15 protein-coding genes are annotated in these 22,821 nt (G+C 44.5%); 8 read left to right on the top strand and 7 right to left on the bottom strand.

Annotated features, from left to right (window positions below; genetic code table 11):
- Positions 1-289 precede the first annotated feature (289 nt).
- From AC2A4J_RS07810 to AC2A4J_RS07795, 4 genes are all read left to right on the top strand, one after another.
- On the top strand, positions 290-1,342 hold the full coding sequence (locus AC2A4J_RS07810) for a FecCD family ABC transporter permease (protein WP_255825334.1): 1,053 nt from the start codon (positions 290-292) through the stop codon (positions 1,340-1,342).
- A gap of 3 nt (positions 1,343-1,345) precedes the next feature.
- Entirely contained in the window at positions 1,346-2,179 is an 834-nt protein-coding gene (locus AC2A4J_RS07805; RefSeq protein ID WP_484175567.1) for an ABC transporter ATP-binding protein, read from the top strand.
- 81 nt (positions 2,180-2,260) lie between these two features.
- Positions 2,261-3,499 (top strand): MDR family MFS transporter, encoded by a 1,239-nt coding sequence (locus AC2A4J_RS07800; protein WP_484175566.1) that lies wholly within the window; start codon positions 2,261-2,263, stop codon positions 3,497-3,499.
- Between the two features lie 170 nt (positions 3,500-3,669).
- Positions 3,670-7,671: an amino acid adenylation domain-containing protein gene (locus AC2A4J_RS07795; protein ID WP_484175565.1), complete on the top strand. Its 4,002-nt coding sequence runs from the start codon at positions 3,670-3,672 to the stop codon at positions 7,669-7,671.
- 70 nt (positions 7,672-7,741) lie between these two features.
- Here AC2A4J_RS07795 and AC2A4J_RS07790 read toward each other — a convergent pair whose 3' ends face one another.
- The 4 genes from AC2A4J_RS07790 to AC2A4J_RS07775 all read right to left on the bottom strand — a co-directional run bounded on the left by AC2A4J_RS07790 (position 7,742) and on the right by AC2A4J_RS07775 (position 13,073).
- On the bottom strand, positions 7,742-9,403 hold the full coding sequence (locus AC2A4J_RS07790) for a glycoside hydrolase family 3 protein (protein WP_484175564.1): 1,662 nt from the start codon (positions 9,401-9,403) through the stop codon (positions 7,742-7,744).
- A gap of 19 nt (positions 9,404-9,422) precedes the next feature.
- Positions 9,423-10,769, bottom strand: coding sequence for an MFS transporter (locus tag AC2A4J_RS07785; protein ID WP_484175563.1), 1,347 nt, complete (start codon positions 10,767-10,769; stop codon positions 9,423-9,425).
- A gap of 128 nt (positions 10,770-10,897) precedes the next feature.
- Entirely contained in the window at positions 10,898-11,797 is a 900-nt protein-coding gene (locus tag AC2A4J_RS07780) for a helix-turn-helix transcriptional regulator (protein ID WP_484175562.1), read from the bottom strand.
- Between the two features lie 481 nt (positions 11,798-12,278).
- Positions 12,279-13,073, bottom strand: a complete 795-nt coding sequence (locus tag AC2A4J_RS07775) for an AraC family transcriptional regulator (RefSeq protein WP_484175561.1) — start codon at positions 13,071-13,073, stop codon at positions 12,279-12,281.
- A 131-nt stretch (positions 13,074-13,204) separates the two neighbouring features.
- Here AC2A4J_RS07775 and AC2A4J_RS07770 point away from each other — a divergent pair, with 131 nt between their 5' ends.
- Entirely contained in the window at positions 13,205-14,356 is a 1,152-nt protein-coding gene (locus tag AC2A4J_RS07770; protein WP_484175560.1) for a CynX/NimT family MFS transporter, read from the top strand.
- A gap of 117 nt (positions 14,357-14,473) precedes the next feature.
- Here AC2A4J_RS07770 and AC2A4J_RS07765 read toward each other — a convergent pair whose 3' ends face one another.
- Complete coding sequence (locus tag AC2A4J_RS07765; RefSeq protein ID WP_205115209.1) at positions 14,474-15,379, bottom strand: LysR family transcriptional regulator; 906 nt, start codon at positions 15,377-15,379, stop codon at positions 14,474-14,476.
- A gap of 136 nt (positions 15,380-15,515) precedes the next feature.
- Here AC2A4J_RS07765 and AC2A4J_RS07760 point away from each other — a divergent pair, with 136 nt between their 5' ends.
- The 3 genes from AC2A4J_RS07760 to AC2A4J_RS07750 all read left to right on the top strand — a co-directional run bounded on the left by AC2A4J_RS07760 (position 15,516) and on the right by AC2A4J_RS07750 (position 18,338).
- Positions 15,516-16,919: an amidohydrolase family protein gene (locus AC2A4J_RS07760; RefSeq protein WP_484175559.1), complete on the top strand. Its 1,404-nt coding sequence runs from the start codon at positions 15,516-15,518 to the stop codon at positions 16,917-16,919.
- Between the two features lie 13 nt (positions 16,920-16,932).
- Positions 16,933-17,409, top strand: coding sequence for a DMT family transporter (locus AC2A4J_RS07755; RefSeq protein WP_255825341.1), 477 nt, complete (start codon positions 16,933-16,935; stop codon positions 17,407-17,409).
- 65 nt (positions 17,410-17,474) lie between these two features.
- The gene (locus AC2A4J_RS07750; RefSeq protein ID WP_205115212.1) at positions 17,475-18,338 is read left to right on the top strand and encodes an SMP-30/gluconolactonase/LRE family protein; all 864 of its coding nucleotides are present in this window, start codon (positions 17,475-17,477) and stop codon (positions 18,336-18,338) included.
- 444 nt (positions 18,339-18,782) lie between these two features.
- On the opposite strand, the gene fucP is transcribed toward AC2A4J_RS07750, so the two are convergent.
- Together fucP and AC2A4J_RS07740 are read right to left on the bottom strand one after the other, a co-directional pair.
- Positions 18,783-20,267 (bottom strand): L-fucose:H+ symporter permease, encoded by a 1,485-nt coding sequence (fucP, locus tag AC2A4J_RS07745; protein WP_484175558.1) that lies wholly within the window; start codon positions 20,265-20,267, stop codon positions 18,783-18,785.
- 149 nt (positions 20,268-20,416) lie between these two features.
- Positions 20,417-22,810 carry a zinc/cadmium/mercury/lead-transporting ATPase gene (locus AC2A4J_RS07740; RefSeq protein ID WP_484175557.1) on the bottom strand — a complete coding sequence of 798 codons (2,394 nt, stop codon included), beginning with the start codon at positions 22,808-22,810 and terminating at the stop codon, positions 20,417-20,419.
- Between the last annotated feature and the right edge of the window lie 11 nt (positions 22,811-22,821).

Here is a 22,821-nt window from a genome sequence, read left to right as displayed (position 1 = left end):
CCCTGTTTAGGTCCATTTTTTACTCTATGTTGAAATGACTCTTAAATGCACTTTAAATCGTAACAAAGTTCTTGATTAATTCTCATCTATCCGTAAGATTCCAAACAGAAATAATTCTCAACAAAATAGCTCGTTAATGGATCTGCGTATAATTATGAGATTGGCCATTTCTAGGGCTTGATACAAATGTTAAACGTCTAGAAGCAGCAGATATTTCAAGTGACGCTATTAATTACATAGCCCGACTAGAGCGACACATCAAAAGTACACAAATTCTTGGTAAATAATAATGCAATCAGCCTTAATCTCTGATGCCGTATCAAAGCAACGACGAAGTGAAAAACGTCGTTGGTCAGTCATCAGCATCTTACTCACCGTTCTCGTCTTTTCTTTTGTATTGGATATTGCAACAGGGCCATCTTTACTGAATATAAAAGATGTTGCGAATGCCCTACTCAACCTAATTGGTTTCCCTGTTGAAGTAGATGCAACAACACAAGTCATTGTCTCTAACTTACGCCTTCCAATCGCCATTATGGCTGTCGTAGTCGGTGGTGTGTTAGGTGTTGGTGGCGCAGAAATGCAGACCCTACTTAATAACTCTATGGCAAGCCCATATACATTGGGCATGGCGGCTGCAGCCGGTTTTGGTGCTGCAATGATGTTATATTTCGGCTCATTGGGAATTAACACCAACATTGCAGTTCCACTAGGAGCATTTGTTTGTTGTATGCTAGCTGCTGCGTTTTTGTTTGCTCTGGCCACTATGAGACACATTAGCTCAGGACAGCTTATATTGGCTGGAATCGCTTTATTATTCCTTTTTCAATCTTTGTTGTCGCTTGTGCAATTTATATCCTCACCAGAACTAAGCCAGCAAATTCTATTCTGGCTTTTCGGCAGCTTATCAAAAGCCTCTTGGTCTAATCTTTCTATCATTATTGGTGTCACTGTCGTCTGCATGTTCTTTTTAATTCGCGACGCATGGAAACTAACCGCATTAAGATTAGGTGAAGAAAGAGCAAAAAGTCTTGGTGTTAATATCACTCAGCTCAGGTTACGAACTCTGCTGATCGTTGCTGTCATGACCGCAACCGTCACAAGTTTTGTTGGCATTATCGGTTTTGTAGGCATTGTAGCCCCCAATATCGCAAAGATTTTAGTGGGTGAAGATCAGCGTTTTTTCTTACCACTATCCTTTATTATTGGGGCTTTTTTACTCTCTAGCGCATCAGTACTGTCTAAGGTAATTGTGCCCGGTGCCCTTTTCCCAATTGGTATTGTTACAGCCATCATCGGCGTACCTTTCTTTTTCTGGCTAATTTTAGGCAAAAGGCGCTAATTTATGTTGCAAGTAACTAACCTTAACGTCTCTCTGGATAAACTCGTTCTAGCCAATGATATGTCGTTTGCCTTAGAACCAGGTAAAGTAAACGTAATTATTGGGCCAAACGGCACAGGCAAAAGTACGTTATTAAAAACCTTGTTTGGCGATATTCAGGCTGCATCAGGCCAGATCACTTTTTCCAACCAAACCTTACAACGCAAGCAGTTATCTCAGTGGCGTAAAGAATTTGGCTACATGCCTCAAGACATTCGTCTCGATGTGGAATTAAGTGTTTTAGAGGTCGTATTACTTGGGCAATTAGACACTTTAGGGTTTCGCTTAAACGATAACGTAATTGCTGAAGCCTTGTCGGCTCTAGATAAAATTGGTTTACTTCATCTTGCCGAAAAACAAGTAAATAAACTCAGTGGCGGTCAATGCCAGATGATTTTGTTTGCTCAAGCTTTGATGAGAAAGCCCAAAATACTCATGCTGGATGAGCCTGTTAGTGCATTAGACCTACATTTCCAACATGTTCTTTTAGATCATTTAGATGCTCAAACAAAAGAACAAGGCTGGATTACCTTGATGGTCCTTCACGACCTTAATCTTGCGGCCCAATACGCGGATAATCTATTGGTTCTTAAAGACGGTGAGCTGGTTGCCAGTGGCCATCCAAGTGACATTCTAACACCTAGTCTAGTGCAAAACGTTTACAATGTTCGCGCTGAAGTTACCAAAGATACCTCTGGGATTCCTTTTGTCCGTACCATTCGGAACAGTCGCCCTGTTACCATCAAGAACAAAGAACCAGCAGAACAACTAAAAAAAGTCGCAGACGGTGTGTTCTAAACACTCGAATCAACGCGAAACTTACTTAGACTCCATACTCTTGCTTCACTGTATTTTATTAGGGCATCAATAAATAACATCATGTTTTCTAAACACCTGATAAAAGACTGGGCACTACTCTCTCCAGCGGGAAGAGTATTGGTGATCAATGGTTTCACATTCAATCTTGGCTTTTATATGTTGTTGCCTTATTTAGCTGATCATTTACAGCACAATTTAGGTATCAGCGGCTGGTATGTTGGTGTGATCATCGGGCTTAGAGTATTAAGCCAACAAGGTATGTTTTTGGTAGGTGGCACCTTAGGTGATAGGTTAGGCTACAAACCACTGATTTTAATTGGGTGTGCTGTTCGAATTGTTGGCTTTACCTTGCTAGGTATTGGACAAACCGTCCCCATTTTATTAATAGGGGCATTTTGCTCTGGTTTTGCCGGCGCACTTTTTACTCCGAGCAGTCAAGCCTATTTAGCCTCCGAATACCCCGAACAAAAGGCCAGAGATAAAGTATTCGCACTACAGAATCTAATGTCTGGCGCAGGAATGTTACTTGGTCCATTAGTAGGCTTATCTTTACTATACTTCGACTTCGCTTTAGTTGGCGTCATCTCTTCAGGATTATTTACTTTATTACTCGTTATCCAGTGGCGCTTTTTACCTGAATTGACATCACAAAAAAACACAACACACACGCATTCGCGGTTTTGGAAACAATGGGGACAAATGCTTACGCATAAAACCTTTATGCAATTTGTACTGTGCTCTTCAGTCTACCATTTATTATTCCACCAGCTGTATATCGCCGTCCCTCATGAAATTCGTACCGTTACTCAAAACGTCAGTATCATTACTTGGGTATTTGCAACTTCTTCCATCATGGGAGTGTTAATGCAAATGCCGGTTAGTCGATTTGTAGAATCTCGCTTAGGTACAGCGCGCGGTATTGGATTAGGTATGGCAATTATGGGTTCTAGCTACTTATGGCTCAACCTTAGCCTAGTTTGGCTACCCGCATTGCCCTTTATTATTTGCGCGATCTTTTTTAGTCTCGGCTCTATGCTGGTTTTTCCATTACTAGGCGCTTATATCCCTAAATTTTGTACTGCCAACGAACTAGGCAGCCATTACGGTTTGTATTCTTGTATAGGCGGTATTTACGCATTTATCGGCAACATCAGTACCGGTTGGCTGTTATCTTCAACAAACATAGATCATGCTTGGGTTTGGTCTGGATTAGCTGGATTTGGGATGCTGTCAGGGATACTGCTTTTCCTACAAGTAACAAGTCATACCAAAAACAAACACATGGTTTTCTCGCGCTGATACCACAACCTTTCACATCAAAAAATTATTTTTCAACACTTATATTCATATATATGTAAAGTTTTCTTAATATACTTAATTATAAGATAGAGTTATGTTAAATTAAGTAAATATTACGTATGAAATAATCACGTAATTCACATGGATGATATTTTTGCAGGAGCAAACAAATGATTATAAGTCATGATAATTCCCATGGTTTAAAAAAACCGTTTTCAAAACAATCATTTACGTTACCTCTTTCCACAGCTCAACGTGGACAATGGATCGCCCAAAAATTAGCCCCTAAAAATACTGCCTTTAATATTGCAGAATATGTCGAAATTAAAGGGGGCATTGATGTCATTCACTTTACTTCCGCTATAAAACAACTCATTAGCGAAGCAGATTGCATTCGTAGTCACATTGTTGAAGAAAATGACGAAATTTTTCAAATAATTCAATCTTCAGACGAAGATTATTTTTCTTTACTTGATTTCAGTTCAGCCAGCAATCCTCATCAAGCCGCAGTGGAATGGATGACGGCTGATATGATGCAGCCACTCAACAAACCAGATGATAAGCTATGGCGTAGCGCTTTAGTTCAAATAGATGAAAACCACTATTACTGGTACCACCGCTGCCATCATGTAGCACTTGATGGTTTTGGAGGGAATTTACTCACTCTAAGACTCGTTGAAATATACAATGCGCTGCTGAATAATAATGATATTAGTCCAACTCCTTTTAGCTCTATCGCAGCACTTGTCGAAAGCGAACGTGAATACAAGTCTTCTAAGCGTTACAAAAAAGATCGCCAATACTGGTTAGGAAATCTAATTAACTTACCTGAAACCACATCGCTTTCTCAAAGAATCGATCTTTCTCAGAATCAAAAGCAGTTACGTAAATCACTTACTTTATCTCAAGAATTAAAAGATAAACTGATTACGATTGGCCAACAAGTAAACGCAAGCCTACCGCAAACGCTTATTGCGCTTGTTGCCGCGTATTTTTACCGAATGACAGGTGCCAATGATCTAATTTTTGCAATGCCTGTTACAGCAAGAACGCAACGATTACAACGCAACACACCAGGTATGATGGCCAACGCCGTTCCTATAAGACTAAGCTTATCAACAGAAATCACGCTGGAAGAGTTAATTACCCAAGTATCTAAAGTGGTACTTAGAGCGTTACGTCATCAACAATATCGTTACGAGGACCTAAAACGGGAACTAGGCTTAATGTCTGCTGGACAGCAAATTGCGTCGTTAGGCGTCAATATAGAGCCTTTTGACTATGACTTAACATTCGGCGAGTGCTCAACCTCTCTACATAACTTAAGTAATGCCTTAATCGATGACCTTACTGTTTTCATCTTCGATAGAAATGACAACAATGGACTAAAGGTAGAGTTTGATGCCAACCCCACTCGTTATACCGAACAAGAATTAGAAAATCACTTAACTCAATTCGAACGCCTAGTAGATGGGATGATAGTAGCACCCAGCAATCCTATCAGTAAGGCAACGCTACTAACCCAAAGCGAACGCCATAAAATTCTGTATAAATGGAACGACACGGCGTGCCCTATCCCGCAAAAGTCTGTGGTTGAAGCATTTAATAGTCAATCTGCAAACACTCCGAAAGCTTTGGCAGTATGCTCTGAACAAAGCGCATTAAATTATTCAGAGCTAGACGCATTGTCTAATGCGTGGGCAAATAAACTGATAAAAGAACAAGTTTGCCCCGGTGATTTGGTCGCGATAGCGCTCACTCGTAACACAGACATGCTTGTTGCTTTGCTCGGCACATTAAAAGCTGGAGCGGCTTATTTACCACTGGACCCAGATTTTCCAGAAGAACGCCTTCGCAGCATAGTTGAAGACGCTAAGCCAAAATTAATACTCAGCTGTCATAGTGCCATTAGTCAGCTCCCCAAAGTAAATACGCCAATAATACTCATTGATGAGCCACATTCCGATATTTCCTTAGACAGCCGCGTGACTCACCCTACTGGAATTACAATCCAAGGAAATAGCACTACCTATGTTATCTATACATCTGGTTCAACAGGACGTCCTAAAGGTGTAGAAATTCCTCATAATGCTTTGATGAACTTCTTACACGCCATGCAAGCAGAACTAAATCTTACGAGTAAAGATAAGTTCTTAGCAGTGACAACCATTTCATTCGACATTTCCATTCTTGAATTATTTTTACCATTGACCCTTGGAGCATCCGTCGTCATTGCAGATAGAAAAACCGTCCGCGACCCTAAAGCCTTAACAGAGCTTGCCGTCAAAGAAAACGCAACATTGATTCAAGCTACCCCATCTCTTTGGCAAGCATTATTACCGACATACAACAATGAATTAAATGGCATCCGACCTTTGGTTGGAGGCGAAGCGCTACCAGGTCAACTCGCTCAAACAATGGCAAAACTTGGTCACCCTGTTGTCAACCTATACGGACCAACAGAAACAACGATTTGGTCAAGCATTATGCCCCTTACAGAACAAACGGACCTTCGCAACCCTCCAATCGGTCGACCGCTGCTAAATACTCAAATGTATGTTTTAGACCATGCAATGGAACCTGTTCCAGTCGGCGTGACAGGTGACTTATATATTGCAGGTGATGGTTTAGCACTAGGTTATTACCAACGTCCAGACTTGACAAACGAGCGTTTTTTACCAAACCCCTACGGTGACGAAGAAAGCCGTCTGTATGTCACTGGAGATAAAGCTCGCTGGCGACAAGATGGCATACTGGAGTACCAAGGTCGCGACGACCATCAAATCAAAATCCGTGGTTTCCGTATTGAAATGGGCGATATTGAATCCGCTCTGCTGGCATGCCGTGAGGTTATTCAAGCCATAGTTGTTGCACAAACCTCTCCCAATGGAGACAAGCAGCTGGCGGCTTACGTTATACCAGTAGACAAGAATCTTGACACCAGCGAACTTCGTCGCCAGCTAATTAATGTGCTTCCCGATTATATGGTGCCTGCGCACTTCATGTTGCTAAATGAAATACCATTAACACCGAATGGAAAGGTGGACTGTAAAGCCTTGCCATTGCCGACTTGGCAAGCATCAAATAGCTATGAGCCACCAAGAAATCAATTAGAAGAAATGCTCACGAGCCTTTGGGCGGAAACGCTGGGGCTAACTCTTGTTGGCATCCGCGATAATTTTTTTGAAATTGGCGGTGATTCCATATCTGCAACAAGGATTTTAAATCACATCCAGAAGAACTTATTAATTGAAGTGCCATTAGGCGTTCTGTTTAAAGCTTCCACTATTGCTGATCTTTCTGATTACTTAAGTAAAAGCGAAGATTGGGATCCGATGATTAGCACACTTCCTATCAAATCCAGTGGCACGGATTCTCCACTGTTTTGTATTCATCCAGCTCTCGGCCTTTCTTGGGGATACGCGGGACTCCTGCGCCATCTGTCCAAATCAACCCCAGTATATGGTTTACAAGCAACAGGATTACGTCATGCGGCACGTTTACCTGAATCCATAGAAGAAATGGCTGAAGAGTATTTATTACAAATTAAGCGCGTTCAACCTCAAGGACCATACCGTCTACTAGGCTGGTCATTTGGTGGTTTGGTTGCCCATGCAATTGCTGAAAAACTGCAAGCGCAAAGTGAAACAGTATCTTTTTTGTGCATGCTAGACAGTTACCCATACAAAATTGGTTATCAACAGCCACAAAACGAAGCAGACATTGTTAGAGCCGCCCTACTATTTCTTGGCTATGACCTTAGTACACTAGAAAAGCTACCTATTAACAAAGAAGAGTTAGCATCGCTCCTTTGGCGAGACTACGATGATTCATCCATGTCTGTGGTTCAAGACATTCAGAAAAGCCAAGCCGATATTATGGACCGAGTTCAAGCTATTATCGAAAACAACTTAACGCTCGCTGGTCGCTTCAAACCAGGGAAAGTTAATGCCGACCTATTGTTCTTTGTCGCTGAAGAAAGTGCTAATGGCTCTATGGGGAATATTCTAGAGCATCAATCCAATGCTTGGAGTTCAAGAACCTCTGGCAAGATAGAGACTCATAGCATTTCCTGTCGACATCAAGATATGCTGGATTCTGAACCTCTCAGTATCATTGGCCCAATCATCAAAGAACAATTATTGAAGTTGACAGAAAAAGCCTCAGGCTAAAGCCAAGTAGTCATTCTATGAATAGCCGTCAGCATAATACTGACGGCTATTCATAGCTCCTATCCCCCAATCAATAACGTAATTGCTCTAACCCACAAAACGGATCTATCGCTGTCGTTTCACTAAACGTCAAACGCCCAACGATTCCATCAACTACGGCTTTTTGCACTTCCAATAAAGGACTGTACGCGTTGATGTAGGTTGGTACTTTAGGTGCATCATATAAAAGATAAGGATGCCCAAATGACACCATTACCGTTGGAATATCAACCCAAGGACGATACATGGCGTTACCAAAGCCTTCATGCAAAGCCATCCAATCAATATAGATATGCGACTTCACCAACATAGATTCATCCGCACTGAGATAAAGCACCCAATCATAGTTTTTCGTATCCAATGCCATTCCGGCTTCAAACACAGTGACTTCAAAACCTTCATCTTCCAACATTTTAGGTACATGAAGTGGTATAGCTTCAGGCACAAAAATGTTTTTGATTCCTGTTGATATCACTAAAACGCGTTTGTGTTTCGCTGGACTGATTGGCAAAATATCATGGCGATTTTTCACCAAATGTACAGTACGACGATTTAACTCAGGTATCTTATCGGCGTAGTCAGAAGCCAACAGTGCGTTAAATTTATCAGCGCTGATTTCTTCCTGTTTATGCTGCAACCCCAAAGCGGCTTTCATCGCCAAAATACGCAGCACAGATTGCTCTAAGCGCACTTCAGAAACTCGACCTTCTCGCACCGCTTTGAGCATGTAAGCGTAATCCTCGACAGGGTCTTTGCAAAACAACAGCATGTCGCAACCGTTTTCAATGATCTCAGCAACCACATCTTCACGTTTAGCCCAGCTACTCAAACCCGCCATGACAGTAGCATCTGAGACAATTAAGCCATTAAAGCCCAGCTCTCTACGTAAGAGTTGTTCATTAAGCAATTTACTCACACTGGCTGGTCGCCACCATTCTTCAGGGTTATTTTCATGAGTCTTTACATATTCAGGCAATGCAATATGTGCCGACATGATCGACATCACATTGCTATCAATCGCACTGCGATAAAGCCGCCCATAACGCTCTTCCCATTCCGGCATAGTGAGCGGATTAACGGTTGTTACTAGATGCTGATCACGATCATCAAAACCTTCACCAGGCCAATGTTTCGCCGTTGCCGCTATGCCATTTTTTTGGAATGTATTGATATTAGAACAGCTCATGGTTTCAATAATATCCACGTCACTACCGTAAGATCGAGTGCCTACGACGGCACTGCGAAACTTAGCATTAATATCGACAACCGGTGTGAATGACCAATTAATTCCCAGCAACTTTGCTTCTTGTGCAATCACGTTAGTACAGTATTCCACTGCACTCTCGTCTTTTAATCCAGCAAGACCAAGTTGATTAGGCACTTGGGCACCAAACGGAAAGCTCATACCGCCGCCTTCCAAGTCGCCACTCACCAAAAGCGGTACATTAGAATGGCTACGCAACTGATTCATCATCTTTACTTCAGCATCAAGATCTTGCCCAACAAACTTAGTAATAGCACCAGGTTGAATGGTATCGATAAGAGACAACTCTTCCGCAGAGTTTGCTCTAACAATAAGGTTGAACAGTTGCCCTACTTTTTGCTCTAACGTTAGCTTTGAATAGGTTTCATCCACCCAAGCGAGCTCATTGTCACCTAGAAAAAACGGTGCGTTACGGAATGCTTCATTCATAATAAAATCTCAGTACTCTTTAGTTAGCTCGATTCGCATCGCGAGTCACTCGTAATTCAGATTGCATAGTGTCCTCTATGGCTTGCGTAATCGGATAAAAGTAAGCAATAAAGGCAATACAACCAGCACCAAAGGCAGGAATTAAGCTCATGAAAAGTAAAATCATCTGAGCGGATTCTGCCGTTTGTTCCACCCCTGCCTGATAACCTGCAAGACTTAACCCAATGCCAACCAATGCTCCGCTTAGCCCCATACCAAACTTATGTGAAAAGGTTGCTGAACTGGTCGACAGACCAACCACACGGCGCCCTGATTTCCACTCAACATAATCTGCAGTGTCGGCAACCAACCCCCACAATGATGAAGCGGCTATGCCTTTTGACAGCTGATTCAAAAAGATAATGGCATAAATCACATACACATCTGTTGGATCAACCCAGTATAAATTACTGATCAAACACATACTCAACAGTGCACCTACAATCACTAGGTTTCGCTTTGAATAACGTTTAACTAACTGAGACATCAAAGCGGAACCTACGATCATCCCTAGGCTGGCCATGGTAAAAAACATACCTGCTTTGCTAGCGTCGCCCACGATATAAGTAAAATAATACATACCCACAGCAAATGGCATGATCGTAAAAGTAAACAGAGGAATGCCCATTAAGATGGTGATCCACCAAGCACGGTTTTTAATCACCACGGCGAAATCGTCTTTTAAAGAAGAGTGCTGTTTGATCATTGGAACACGTTCTTTGACGCGCGAAAAACACAACCAGAACATCACAATCATGACGGCACTAAGCAACATCAGAGTGTATTGAAAGCCCTGCTGTTTATTACCGTTACCAAAGAATTCAACCAGAGGCAAAGTACTTGCATTCACCATTAACGCACCAGTAAACGCCAATACCATGCGAAACGATGCCATCTGACCACGCTCAACAGGGCTGTCCGATATGGTAGCAGGCAAAGAAGAATATGGAATATTGATGGCGGTATAGAGTGTCATCAATAGGATATAGGTCACAAACGCCCAGATGATCTTACCGGACTCACCCATATCAGGCGTCGTAAACGTGAGTACAGCGACAATCGCCAGAGGAATAGGAACATAGAGTAAGTAAGGGCGGAATTTGCCAAATCGAGTTTGAGTTCGATCACCTATCATGCCCATAATCGGATCAGATATGGCATCCCACATTCGCGTGACGAAAAACAACGTCCCAACAACTGCAGCAGAAAGGCCATACACATCGGTGTAGAAAAACATCAAATAGGTGCCAACCGCCGTAAACACCACATTACTGGCTAAGTCACCAAAGCCATAACTAACCTTATCGAAAAACGATAACTTCTTCATAATGAAACCTTATTTATATTTATTGTTTTCATTCATTATGGGAATTAATCGCAGGCACGCTATCCTATTTTTGACCTCTTCATTAGCCGTTTTTTGACATGGCAGACACTATTTAAAAAAAGAGACCTTTAAAGGTACAAGAATTGCCTATCTAACCACGGCATAATTCGCTGCTTCAATAAAACCAAATCTACCCCTGCATAAGCCTGCCCAATACTCACTAAATTCACCGGTTCCCGCTTAAGACGAAACTCCGTCGGCGTACAATCGTATTCTCGACGAAAGGCTGTATTAAACGCTTTTACAGAAGGAAAACCGTGGTCTAAAGCGATATCTGATATGGCTTTTTTAGGTTTCTGAGCTAAGTCTGACAAACTTTTTTCTAATCGATAAAGCGTCAAATAGCGTAAAAAAGTCTCACCTACTTTGGCTTTAAAATAGCGGCTTAAATAGGCTTCTGACAGCCCACGCTCCTCGGCAAGCAAGGATAAAGAAATATGTTCTTGGTAGCGCAAGGTTATCTGACGCAAAAGATCATTCATCAATAACGTAGATTCCAGAGAGTCCGTTTTAATTGCATTAATTGAAGGAAAATAACGAACAAACAGCAAACCAAGTTGAGCAAGAAAACTGGCTTGCGCTTGTTGCCAATGTTCCGCTTTATAGTGCTGCTCCCACCACAAATGCGCCATTAGTCGTTTAATTTCAGGCAACATACTCTTCTGAACTAGACTCCAGCTTTTCATTGGGGAAGTATCTAGCGCCACTCCAACAAAGTTATATTGCAAACAAAGAACGAGATTATCTTCCTCGGTCGATTGTGTCGCATGAGGCAACGCTTTATTAATAAACAAAACATCGCCTTCCTGCAAAAGCAGTATTTCATCCATTACCTGAACACGAATACGGCCTTTTACCACCCACAAGCATTCATGTGCATCGTGGTGATGCAAATCACACTGAGTCACAGAATGGGCAAATATGCGGCTTTCTTCTTCTAATATTTCCGCTCTATTCGACAAATACATAGCAAATTAACATCCTTAATCATCTGACTAAAACTTAGCACAGCCGTTTCGACATGGGTTTTAGTGAACAAGAATCATAAAGAAGTAAGAGATCAAAGTCACAAACAAAAAAAGCCCCGCATCCGCGAGGCTCTTTTGCATTCATTCTAATCAGCGTTTAAAACCAAATATCTTAAACAGAGGTATTTTTCACTGGGAACATACCGTAAGCCGCTACAACTAAGAAGCAAACTACAGATACAATACAACATAAGAAAAACCTCGCCGTACTCATCTATAATCGCGCCTTAGATCAATGGCACCCGTCCAACGCGAATCTGTAAATCATTGGGGACGTTGCTTGTCTATTGAAGTCTTGGAAGTCTTGGGGTCAGATCAAGAAACTAGAGATACTGTGGCTCATGATGCCACTGAGTATTTTAAAGAATATACATCACGGAACCACACCAACAGGTTAGTTTTTGATCTGACCCCAAATTCATTATCGCAGCGAGGAAAAATATTGGGTAGGCGATTTACCCAGTGCTTTTTTGAACATAGTGATGAAGGCATTTACAGAATCATACCCCAGATTTCCCGCGACACTTTGCACCGATTTCCCCTCTGCCAACTGACTCAGTGCGATCATCAGATGCAGCTGCTGACGCCAGCGCCCGAAGCTCAATCCGGTAGCATTTTCCACCAGTCTAGCGAGCGATCGCTCACTGGTTGCAAGTCTGGCCGCCCACTGACGTAAAGTGGTACGGTCACTAGGGTCTGCAAAAAGTGCATCGGCAATGTGTCTAATTTTGGGGTGGTCTGATATGGGTAGATGCAGCTCTTTGAGCGGCGCATCAGAAAGCTGTTCGAGAAGCGCTGCAACAAGACGGGCTGTTTTACCCTCTGAAGGGTAAGCGGGATCCTGCTCAGCAAGATGCAGAACCAACTCTCGTACAAGAGGCGTTATGGCAAGGGTGCAGCATGTGTCGGGCATCACTGCCGCACTAGGCTCAATAAACAAAAAGCAGGTGCTGGCGTTTTGGGTGATTCGGCAGCTGTGAGGGGTGCCGCTTGGGATCCAGACCGCGTGCTGAGGAGGCACAAGCCATAGTGCGTCTTGTACTTCACAGCTCACCGCACCATGCAAAGACAAGATCAACTGACCCTTGCGGTGGTGATGCGGTCTAACACCGGAATGCTTCAGGTCAGGTTCGATCTGTAAGGCAACGGCTGCCTGCATGAACTCATCGGAATCGAAGTCTTCCGGTGAGGAAACCGTCTTTTTAAAATCTGGCATAATTTAGATATCACCTGTCATATTGTCTATATTTTACGCTCTTCTGATACTTTATAGTGCTTTTTTTTCTAAAGTAAAGAAGGTTAGAGAATATGTTAGACACTAAAAACAAGTGGAATACCATTGCACTTGTGGCGGGAATTCTTTTTATTGCGGTTAACCTGCGGCTTCCTTTTACCAGTATAGCGCCCGTTCTGCCGCTTATCCAAAGTGATTTCGGCTTAAGCTCCTCGGCCGTCGGTCTGCTTACTTCATTACCATTGCTGGCATTTGCTGCATTCTCACCACTGAGTGCACCTGTTGCCCGAAAGTTCGGACTAGAACGTACACTTTTTGCTGCAATGACAATCATTTCTTTAGGAATCTTGCTGCGTTCTACAGGAAGTGTGTGGGCCTTATATCTAGGTACAATACTAATAGGCACAGGGATTGCCTTGGGTAACGTACTGCTGCCTGGTCTAGTTAAACGCGACCTCTCAGCCAACGTTGCCTCCATGACAGGGGCGTATTCCATTACGATGGGGGCAGCGGGTGCGATAGGGTCTGCCATCATGATTCCTTTAACACAGGTTTGGGGCTGGAACATTGCGCTGACTTTATTAATTGCAGCCCCGCTGTTTGCGCTTATTGTGTGGTTGCCGCAGCTTAAAAAGCATGAGCCAGTGAGCCTGTCCAATCCGAAAAAATCAGCGACAGTAGCCGTCTGGAAATCGCCTCTAGCATGGCAGGTCACACTGTTTATGGGGCTCAATGCGATGCCTTTTTATGTCGCTGTAGGTTGGTTACCGACTATTCTGATGGATAATGGTATATCCGCCACTGAAGCAGGCTCCGTACATGGGACACTTCAACTGGCCACAGCCATTCCGGGGTTAATACTAGCAGCCACGCTGCGCCGCCTAAAAGATCAGAAACTGGCGGCCGTAACAACCAGCCTGTTGGTTGCCTTATCGTTTATCGGGCTTATTTATGCGCCAGAGTTCGCCATCTTGTGGGCTGCGCTTCTGGGCTTTGGCTCTGGTGCCTGCATGATGCTAGGTTTGACTTTCGTTGTACTGCGTACGCAGAATGCTGGCGACGCGGCTGCTCTGTCAGGAATGGCACAGTGTGTCGGGTATCTCATGGCGGCAGCAGGCCCCTTATTGCTAGGTCAAGTGCACGACTGGACGGGCGGCTGGACTGCACCGCTGTTAATTACGGCAGCTATCGCTGTTGCTGGTGCGTGTACTGGCATGATGGCTGGGCGAAACGTCCATCTTGAACCGGCTCCATCGATGCGTTAAACCCATATTTATCAGATACGGGAGATAACTCTCTCCCGTATTAGCGAAATTACGGTTACACAGATAAATATGACACCGTCATCTTAGTACAGAAAAAGTGGTGTTTGCTCTTGTCGATCAGATGGACGAATTATCGTCACTGATAAGCTCGGTTGCCCAATCGGCAAATGCCCGTACGGCTGGCGATAGAAAACGTTGATGCGGATAGAGCAAATTAACCGGTACGGACACAGGTTGCCAGTCCGCCAAAACTTCAACGAGTCGGCCTTCTTCTAGGTGTTCAGATACCACCTTCTCAGCAAGCTGCACCAGCCCTAACCCTTCAAGACACATTTTTATGTATAGCCCCGTCTCATTGGCGGCCACTGCCCCGCTAACCGGGATTGACATTTTTTCAGAGCCGCTAACAAAGCTCATTTCATTCGCTCGCTTAGCATGCCCTGAAAAATAATGAACGGCTCGGTGGTCAGATAAATCTTCTGGCGTCTGTGGAATCCCTTTCTCTTCGAGATAGGCCGGAGAAGCGCATGTCACCCAGCGAAATCGACCAAGCGGTCGTGCAACGAGCGTAGAGTCATTAAGCTCACCAGTTCGAATGACACAATCTACGCCTTCCTGAACAAGATCTACCTGTCGGTCATTAACCCCTATCATTAGATAGATATCCGGATAGCGTCTGTAAAAGTCTTGCAGATTTGGCATGATGACAAAATGGGCAATACCGCCAGGCATATCAACTCGTAAACGCCCTTGAGGCCGTTTAACGGAATCGGTCAGGCTAGACTCTGTATGCTCAATTAATTTAAGTATTTCCAAACACTGAGCCAAATACTGCGCGCCCTCTGTGGTCAAGCTGACGCGCCGTGTTGTTCTGTTCAGCAGGCGCACCTGCAAATATTTTTCAAGACTTTTAACCGTACTACTCACCGTCGAGGCTGGTAAGGACAAGGTTTCCGCTGCATAGATAAAACTCCCAGCTTCCGCCACACGAACAAAAATCTGCATTGCTTGAATACGATCCATATGCTTTTTCCAAGAGCCACAACCGATGGCGCAATTGTTCGTAATTATTGAATAATGAAAACAGTTTAACTGTCTTTTTGCGAATAGTCACTTTGCGTACCCTTGCTTCACGAAATTTCAAAAAGGTGAATTAAAGATGACCGATTACGTAAGAAATATTGTTAATAATCAGACTACAACTCCCCCTAAAACCTTGATTCGTGGGGCAACGATTCTGAGCATGGATGAGAAGGTAGGTAATATTGAGTGTGGTGATATTCTTATTACTGGATCTACCATTACCGCTGTGGGACAGAATCTAGATGCAGAGGGCGCCCATGTCATTGATGCTACCAACATCATTGCCATGCCGGGTATGGTGGACTCTCATCGTCACTCGTGGGAAGGCCAATTACGCCGCATCAACCCTAATGCCACCTGTTTGGAAGACTATAGTAACGCCACGCACTTCTCTTTCGCCAAATACTATCGTCCAGCGGATAATTATATCGGCAACTTGCTGACGGCTCTGGGCTGCATTGACGCGGGTATCACTACTGTCATAGACAATTCTCATAACAGCCGCACCGCTGAACATTCAGATGCCGCCGTTGAGGCCCTACTTGATTCAGGCATTCGCGCCATACATGCCTCGGGTGCGCCCGTTGCTGGTGAATGGGATAAAGCGCACTGGCCAGGTAACTGGCAACGCTTGCAGGAAAAATACTTTACGAATAACCCTGACAGCCTTGTTTCTCTTGGCGTCATGGCTCAGTTGGAGCCAGAGTTATGGGCCGAAGCTCGTCGATTAGGGTTACCTATTGTGACTGAGTTCTTTGGCTCTTTGATGGCGGATGAACTTGAACCACTGCATCAGCAAGGTCTTCTTGGTCCAGATAATATTTTCAATCACTGCACGTCACTGCCTGATGAAGGATGGAAAATCCTGCGTGAAGCGGGTGTTCGAGTAAACGTCTGCCCACGCTCTGATTCACACTATGGCATCGAAGACGGTATGTTCGCTATGCCAGCTGCGCAGCGTCATGGCATTAGCCCAGGACTAAGTGTCGATAATGAAACCTCTTACAGTACTGACATGTTTATGGAAATGCGTGTGGCATTTTATCTACAACGAGTCATGGGCATGCATCAGCAGAAGCACTGTGGTTCTGATCATGATCATATGCAGACAACGCTTCCAGCCGCTCAGCTTCTTAAATCCGCCACCGTTGATGGTGCCGCTTGTGCCGGTTTGCAGGACAAAATTGGCAGTTTGACGCCGGGGAAACAAGCAGACCTGATCTTGATTAACGCCAATGACATCAACCTTTACCCGTCCGGTAATGCTTTTGGCACCGTGGTGCATGCAACGGAACGTAGCAACATTGATACCGTGATAATCGCTGGTCGTATCGTCAAACAGAAGGGTCAAGTTTTGGGTGTCGACAATGAGCGTCTTCGTGCTGCCATTGATGAATCCCTAGAGCATCTGTTTGCTGCGTCTGGCTATCAGTCTGATGTATTTGCTGACGTTTTTCTGCCTTTAGAGCAGGCTAACTAATAGGGGAATACCGATGAGCATGATCTATTACTTAATTGCTTTTGCTGCCGGTCTGGGTATCACGTTGCAGACAACCTTGAACAGTCAGTTAGCAAAAGGGTTGGGTGGTGACTCTGTCACTGCTGCACTATTTTCTTTCTCGGCTGGAGCGTTCTGCCTTGGGATTTATTCACTGCTGCGAGGAGGCTTATTCTCCTCGCTTGCCGCCATTCCGTCGCAACCATTGTGGACTTTAGTGGGTGGTGTTATCGGCGCATGTGCATTATTTAGTTATGTCGTGCTGGCCCCAAAAATTGGTTTTTCAGCTTTGCTCGGGTTGGCTATTGTCGGGCAGCTGCTGTCATCACAGGTCATAGATCACTTTGGTTTGTTGGGTTCCATCCGACGCCCCGTTTCGGGGCTGAAACTTGGCGGAATGCTGGTCATGTTGATCGGACTCGCCATTATGTTGTTCGGCGACAAGTTATCCGAACGTTTTCTACACGGATAGAAGTGAACGGCTTGTGGGTGTCTGCAAGCATCGGTTCACTATAATGTTGCCTCTGGAGAATTAAAATGTTTTCAATCGTTACTGATGTTAATAATGCGTTGGGAGAATGTCCACTCTGGTGTGAAAAAACACGCAGAGTATTCTGGACAGATATTGAGGGTAGTGAGCTGCTCGCCTTTGAAGAAGAAAGCGGTATCGTCAAACGCTGGTCTCTACCCGAACGCGCTGGATCGTTTGCGCTAACTGGGAAAGCGGATGTTTTGCTTATAGGGCTAGCGTCACAGCTCGCTTTTTATGACCTGAATACGGAGGTGTTAACCCCTGTAGCATCATCACCTGGTATGACGGGGACGCGTATCGGTGATGGACGGTGCGATCGCTCTGGCAACTTTGTCTTTAGCTCCATGCTGGACGGTGACTATGTTCAAAAATGCGGACAATTTCATCGACTGAACGCTGCTACTTTGGAAACAGAAACGCTGGCATTACCTGCCGTCGTCATTCCAAACAGTATCTGTTTCAGCCCAGACGGCGGCACCATGTACTACAGCGATTCTATGCAGGGTCAGATTTTCTGCTGTGACTATCCGTCTCTCGATAATCAGCGCATTTTTGTAAAAGTCGAAGACGGTGGTGCGCCAGATGGCTCCTGCATTGATGCGCAAGGCTATTTATGGAATGCCGAATGGGGCGGTAGCCGAGTGGTACGTTACACTGATACCGGAAACGTTGACCGAGTCATCCAGTCTCCCAGTGTTCAAACCACTTGCCCAGTGTTAGCGGGACCAAGTTATGAAACGCTTTATTGTACAAGTGCGAAGGTGGGCCTAGATAAACCGACAGACAGTGATGGCATGCTGATAAAAGCGGAGGAAATGTTCTCTGCAGGACTTCCTGAAGTTAGATTTGCAGGACCACTGAATAACTAGTTCATAAAGCTCTTTTGCAAACGGCTTTTACCTCTGCCTATTTTGCTTAGGTAAACCTAATTTAAAAACGGATATGGATTTTCCATATCCGCTTTTAGCACTTAGCGTCCTAACTTTTAAATCAATACTTGTATGCTGTCTGATGCGAGTGCTAGGGGCCTTAATCTTATAAGACATTCAACTTTTAAGAGCGCTAACCATTTACTCAGTTGCTTACTAGCCAAGTATTCAAAAAAATGCAGGATGAAGTCACTCTATCGATCCTTGGTATCAAATCAGGGTGTGTATCCATGCAAATCCCTCGTTTTTCCAAGCCGAGCGGTGGTTTTGCACAACAATGGACCATAACAAACGAGTTGAAACACAAAGTCAGCAAACAAAAAAAGCCCCGCATCCGCGAGGCTCTTTAGCATTCATTCTAATCAGCGTTTAAAACCAAATATCTTAAACAGAGGTATTTTTCACTGAGAACATACCGTAAGCCGCTACAACCAAGAAGCAAACGGCAGGCACAACATATGAAAAAATCGCGCCGTACTCATCGATAGTCGCGCCTTGGATCAATGGCATCACGGCACCACCCAAGATAGCCATGACCAAACCCGCAGAACCGAATTTAGTATCACTACCAAGACCGTCCAACGCGATGCTGTAAATCGTTGGAAACATCAAAGACAAACAAGCCGAAATAGACACGATAGCCCAAACACCGGTTACACCTGGCACCATCACAGCATAAAGACACAAAGCACTGCCCAATAAAGCCAAGATACTTAACAACACAGCTGGACGGAAAAAGCCCATCAACCAAGTCATCACAAAGCGCGATACCAAGAAAATAATCAAACTGTACTGCAAGTAATCAGACGCACTGGCTTCGGTACCGCCAAGTGTTTCTTGCACATATTGAATGGTAAAGGTCCAAGTACAGGTTTGCGCTGCCACGTTGAAGAACTGTGCAACCACGCCCCAGCGGTATTGCTTTCTAGCAAGCAAGCGTCCCAGTGTCGCTACAAAATCAATCTTCTGCACTTCATCAACATTGACCTTATTAGCCGATTTAGGCACACGCATAAAATAGATAAGCGCCCAGATGATCATCAACACAAACGCCATGCCGACATAAGGTGTCATCACGCTGTTTAATTCATCCGCACGAATGCTAAGCAACATTTCTGGTGCCATGCTGGCTCTTTCTTCAGCCGTTGCTGTGTTTAAGTTGGGAAGAATCAATGTCGCGGCAAGGAATACACCAATATTGGTACCAACTGGGTTAAACGCCTGAGCTAAGTTCAAGCGACGCGCTGCGCTGCCTTCTGGCCCCATGGTCATCACAAAAGGGTTCGCCGAGGTTTCTAAAATAGACAAGCCTGCTGCCAAAATAAACAAGGCAGCTAAAAAGAAACCATACGTCATCGAAACACTGGCAGGATAAAACGCCAAGGCACCTAAAATCGCCAAGCCTAATCCTGTCAACACGCCCGCTTTATAAGAGTAACGGGCATTAATAAACGCAGCAGGAATCGCCAAGCAGAAATACGCGCCATAATAAGCGAACTGTACTAAAGCCGATTCAAAGGTGCTCATGGTAAAAATTTTGCTAAACACTTTTACCAAAGGATCTGTCATGTTGGCGGCAACGCCCCATGCAGCAAAACAGGTAATCAATAAGATAAACGCGATTTTCATGTTCGGATAAACGAACGGAGCAGATAAGGATTTTTCTGGAGCTGTATTTTGATTTTTCATAAAGCAAACAACATCTATTATTTTATAGTTGGATGATAGGATGCGCCCCACAGGCACTTCACTACCATCAGACATTGATATGGGCCAACCGTAGTTAGGGCAGTATTTTGGTAGATTTAAAACCACCAAAAGCGCCCTTTCTACGACCAACATCAAACACAAGGTGCGAAATCCTACCACCAACCTTCTATAAAAATGCGCTTGCAGAACAAAACTTAGCGCTTTGTAAACGAATTGATATTTTCTTACCCATTTCATTAACATAAATGAAATATTGATGACTGGCGGTTCATTTTTTCAGTCAAAACAAGATACTAAACATAGCCTATTCACTTACTGGCATTCTCTCTGAGCAACCTTAATGCATTCGCAGTAACCAAGGCCGTTGCGCCAGAATCCGCCAACACGGCAAGCCAAAGCCCAGTTAAACCCAACAAGGTTGTCACCAAAAACACCGCCTTTAATCCTAAGGCAATGGTGATATTTTGACGAATATTGGCATTGGTCGCACGGGATAAGCGAATCATCTCAGCCAAGCCTTGCAAACGATTATGCGTCAGTGCTGCATCCGCCGTTTCTAACGCCACGTCTGTGCCGCTCCCCATCGCAATGCCTATGGTAGATGCCTTCATCGCTGGTGCGTCATTAATACCATCACCCAACATGGCGGTGGCTTGTTGTTGATTCAATTCAGTCACCGCGGTGACTTTATCTTCCGGCAACAAACTCGCGCGGTAATCTATGTTCAGCTCCGCGGCAATCGCCGCTGCGGCACGGGCATTATCACCGGTTAGCATTACACCATTAATACCCAGATCAGCTAAGTCTTTAAGCGCGGCTTTAGCGTCATCGCGCAATCTATCCCGCAACGCGATCAAGCCAGAAAGTTCGCCATCTTCAAGTACAACAACGACCGTTTTACCTTCTTCCTCAAGGCCAATAACTTGCTGTTGAATAGCACCGTCTAATGCCTGTTCTAACTTACTTGGCGCGCTTATGCTGATTTTCTTACCAGCAAGGTATCCTTCTACACCAACACCCGCCAAGGTTTTGCGATTGTCTGCATGAACTAGAGCAACACCCTGCTGCTCGGTGTAATCCACAATAGCCTTCGCCAATGGATGATGGGACCCCATTTCAACCGACGCTGCTGCCGCCAAGACATCACTCACATTTGCATTATTAAAAGGCACCACATCTGTCACGCTTGGTTTGCCTTCTGTGAGCGTACCGGTTTTATCAAAGGCGATGGTTTTGATTCGGCCTAATTGCTCTAACGCCAATCCGCCCTTAATCAAAGCGCCTCGACGAGTGGCCGCCGCTAGACCAGAAGTGATCGCGGCTGGCGTAGAAATGACCAAGGCACAAGGACAGCCAATCAATAACAAAGCCAAGCCGCGATAAATCCAGGTATCCCAAGGTTGAGCGAAAGCCAGAGGTGGAATCAAAATCACTAAGACAGAAACCAGCATAATCACTGGCGTGTAGATGCGACTGAATTTATCCAAGAAGCGCTCAAGTGGTGCTCGGCGCTCTTCCGCTTCTTCAATAAGATGCAAAATCCGATCTATGGCGTTATTACCGGGTTGTGACACGACCTTGAGTCGCACCACTCGGTCAGCCAACAAGCTGCCAGCGGGAACTTTTTCATCTCGTAATCGCTCAACAGGTACAGATTCACCCGTCAACGCGCTTTCATCGAAGCTTGCCATTTCGGACAAGAGTTCCGCATCCGCAGGCAAGCGCTCACCCGGTGACACTTCAATTTCATCTCCTGGACGTAAATCCGCAATAGAGATTTTTTGGCGCTCACCATTTTTGATAATCAAGGCTTCTTCTGGCAGCAAGGCCATCAAGGCGCTGACGCCCTTGCGCGCACGATTTGCGGCAAAGGATTCCAAGCACTCGCCAATCATAAACAGCAACAACACCATGGCCGCTTCTGCGGTGGCACCAATAAATAATGCGCCTATCGCCGCGACACTCATCAAGGTTTCAATGGCAAACGGCGAGCCACTGCGCATCATTCGCCATGATTTTTTCACGATGGGCACTAAACCAACCAAGGTGGTAACAATAAACGCCGTCTCACCCAATACAGGATTTAATTGCGTTATTCCCCAGCTCAATAACATCAATAAGGCTAATCCAACAATTGGACCGTATTCCGTTAATTGCTGGCGAGAAAACCATGAAGCCGTTTGTTGTTCAGAGTGGATAGGCTTTTGGCTCTGCTGCTTGGAAGCACTGGCGTCAAAAGAAACTAAGTCAAAGCCAATACCTTTTACAGCGTTTTGAATTTTGTCTGACACATCAGCATTCGCCGACACTCGAAGTTTTTCAGTAGAGAAAACCACATTGGCACTTAATACACCTTCAACAGAAGTAACCGCCTTCTCAATGGAACGCGCACAACTGGCGCAATCCATTCCGCTAACTCGCCAACTATAGTTTTGTTTTCCGGTTACTTGGGCTGCAGGGGTATCGTCAGCTTCCGCGGATGTACAGCAACTGGCGTCGCCTTCGTCATCGGAAGAACAGCAAGAACTTTCTTTTTTCCCACTATCTTCGCTTGTGCAGCAAGAGGAAACCTCACTCGATGTCGAGCAACAAGAACGGCTCGTTTCTTGATGTGAGTGTGATGAATGGTCTTTTGCTTGATGACACTGACATGAAGAATGAGATTGGCAATTTTCTTTATGTTGATCTGATGATTGATGCATAAATCTCTCCT

The organism is Marinomonas sp. ATLA20, assembly GCF_057180105.1.
The sequence above is the reverse complement of the archived record's forward strand: the minus strand, read 5'-3'. Positions and strand labels throughout refer to the sequence as shown.

Bases quoted from the DNA above. Each gene is read 5' to 3' on its own strand.
- AC2A4J_RS07810 (WP_255825334.1), top strand. From the start codon at position 290: ATGCAATCAGCCTTAATCTCTGATGCCGTATCAAAGCAACGACGAAGT.
- AC2A4J_RS07805 (WP_484175567.1), top strand. From the start codon at position 1,346: ATGTTGCAAGTAACTAACCTTAACGTCTCTCTGGATAAACTCGTTCTA.
- AC2A4J_RS07800 (WP_484175566.1), top strand. From the start codon at position 2,261: ATGTTTTCTAAACACCTGATAAAAGACTGGGCACTACTCTCTCCAGCG.
- AC2A4J_RS07795 (WP_484175565.1), top strand. From the start codon at position 3,670: ATGATTATAAGTCATGATAATTCCCATGGTTTAAAAAAACCGTTTTCA.
- AC2A4J_RS07790 (WP_484175564.1), bottom strand. From the start codon at position 9,403: ATGAATGAAGCATTCCGTAACGCACCGTTTTTTCTAGGTGACAATGAG.
- AC2A4J_RS07785 (WP_484175563.1), bottom strand. From the start codon at position 10,769: ATGAAGAAGTTATCGTTTTTCGATAAGGTTAGTTATGGCTTTGGTGAC.
- AC2A4J_RS07780 (WP_484175562.1), bottom strand. From the start codon at position 11,797: ATGTATTTGTCGAATAGAGCGGAAATATTAGAAGAAGAAAGCCGCATA.
- AC2A4J_RS07775 (WP_484175561.1), bottom strand. From the start codon at position 13,073: ATGCCAGATTTTAAAAAGACGGTTTCCTCACCGGAAGACTTCGATTCC.
- AC2A4J_RS07765 (WP_205115209.1), bottom strand. From the start codon at position 15,379: ATGGATCGTATTCAAGCAATGCAGATTTTTGTTCGTGTGGCGGAAGCT.
- AC2A4J_RS07760 (WP_484175559.1), top strand. From the start codon at position 15,516: ATGACCGATTACGTAAGAAATATTGTTAATAATCAGACTACAACTCCC.
- AC2A4J_RS07755 (WP_255825341.1), top strand. From the start codon at position 16,933: ATGAGCATGATCTATTACTTAATTGCTTTTGCTGCCGGTCTGGGTATC.
- AC2A4J_RS07750 (WP_205115212.1), top strand. From the start codon at position 17,475: ATGTTTTCAATCGTTACTGATGTTAATAATGCGTTGGGAGAATGTCCA.
- AC2A4J_RS07740 (WP_484175557.1), bottom strand. From the start codon at position 22,810: ATGCATCAATCATCAGATCAACATAAAGAAAATTGCCAATCTCATTCT.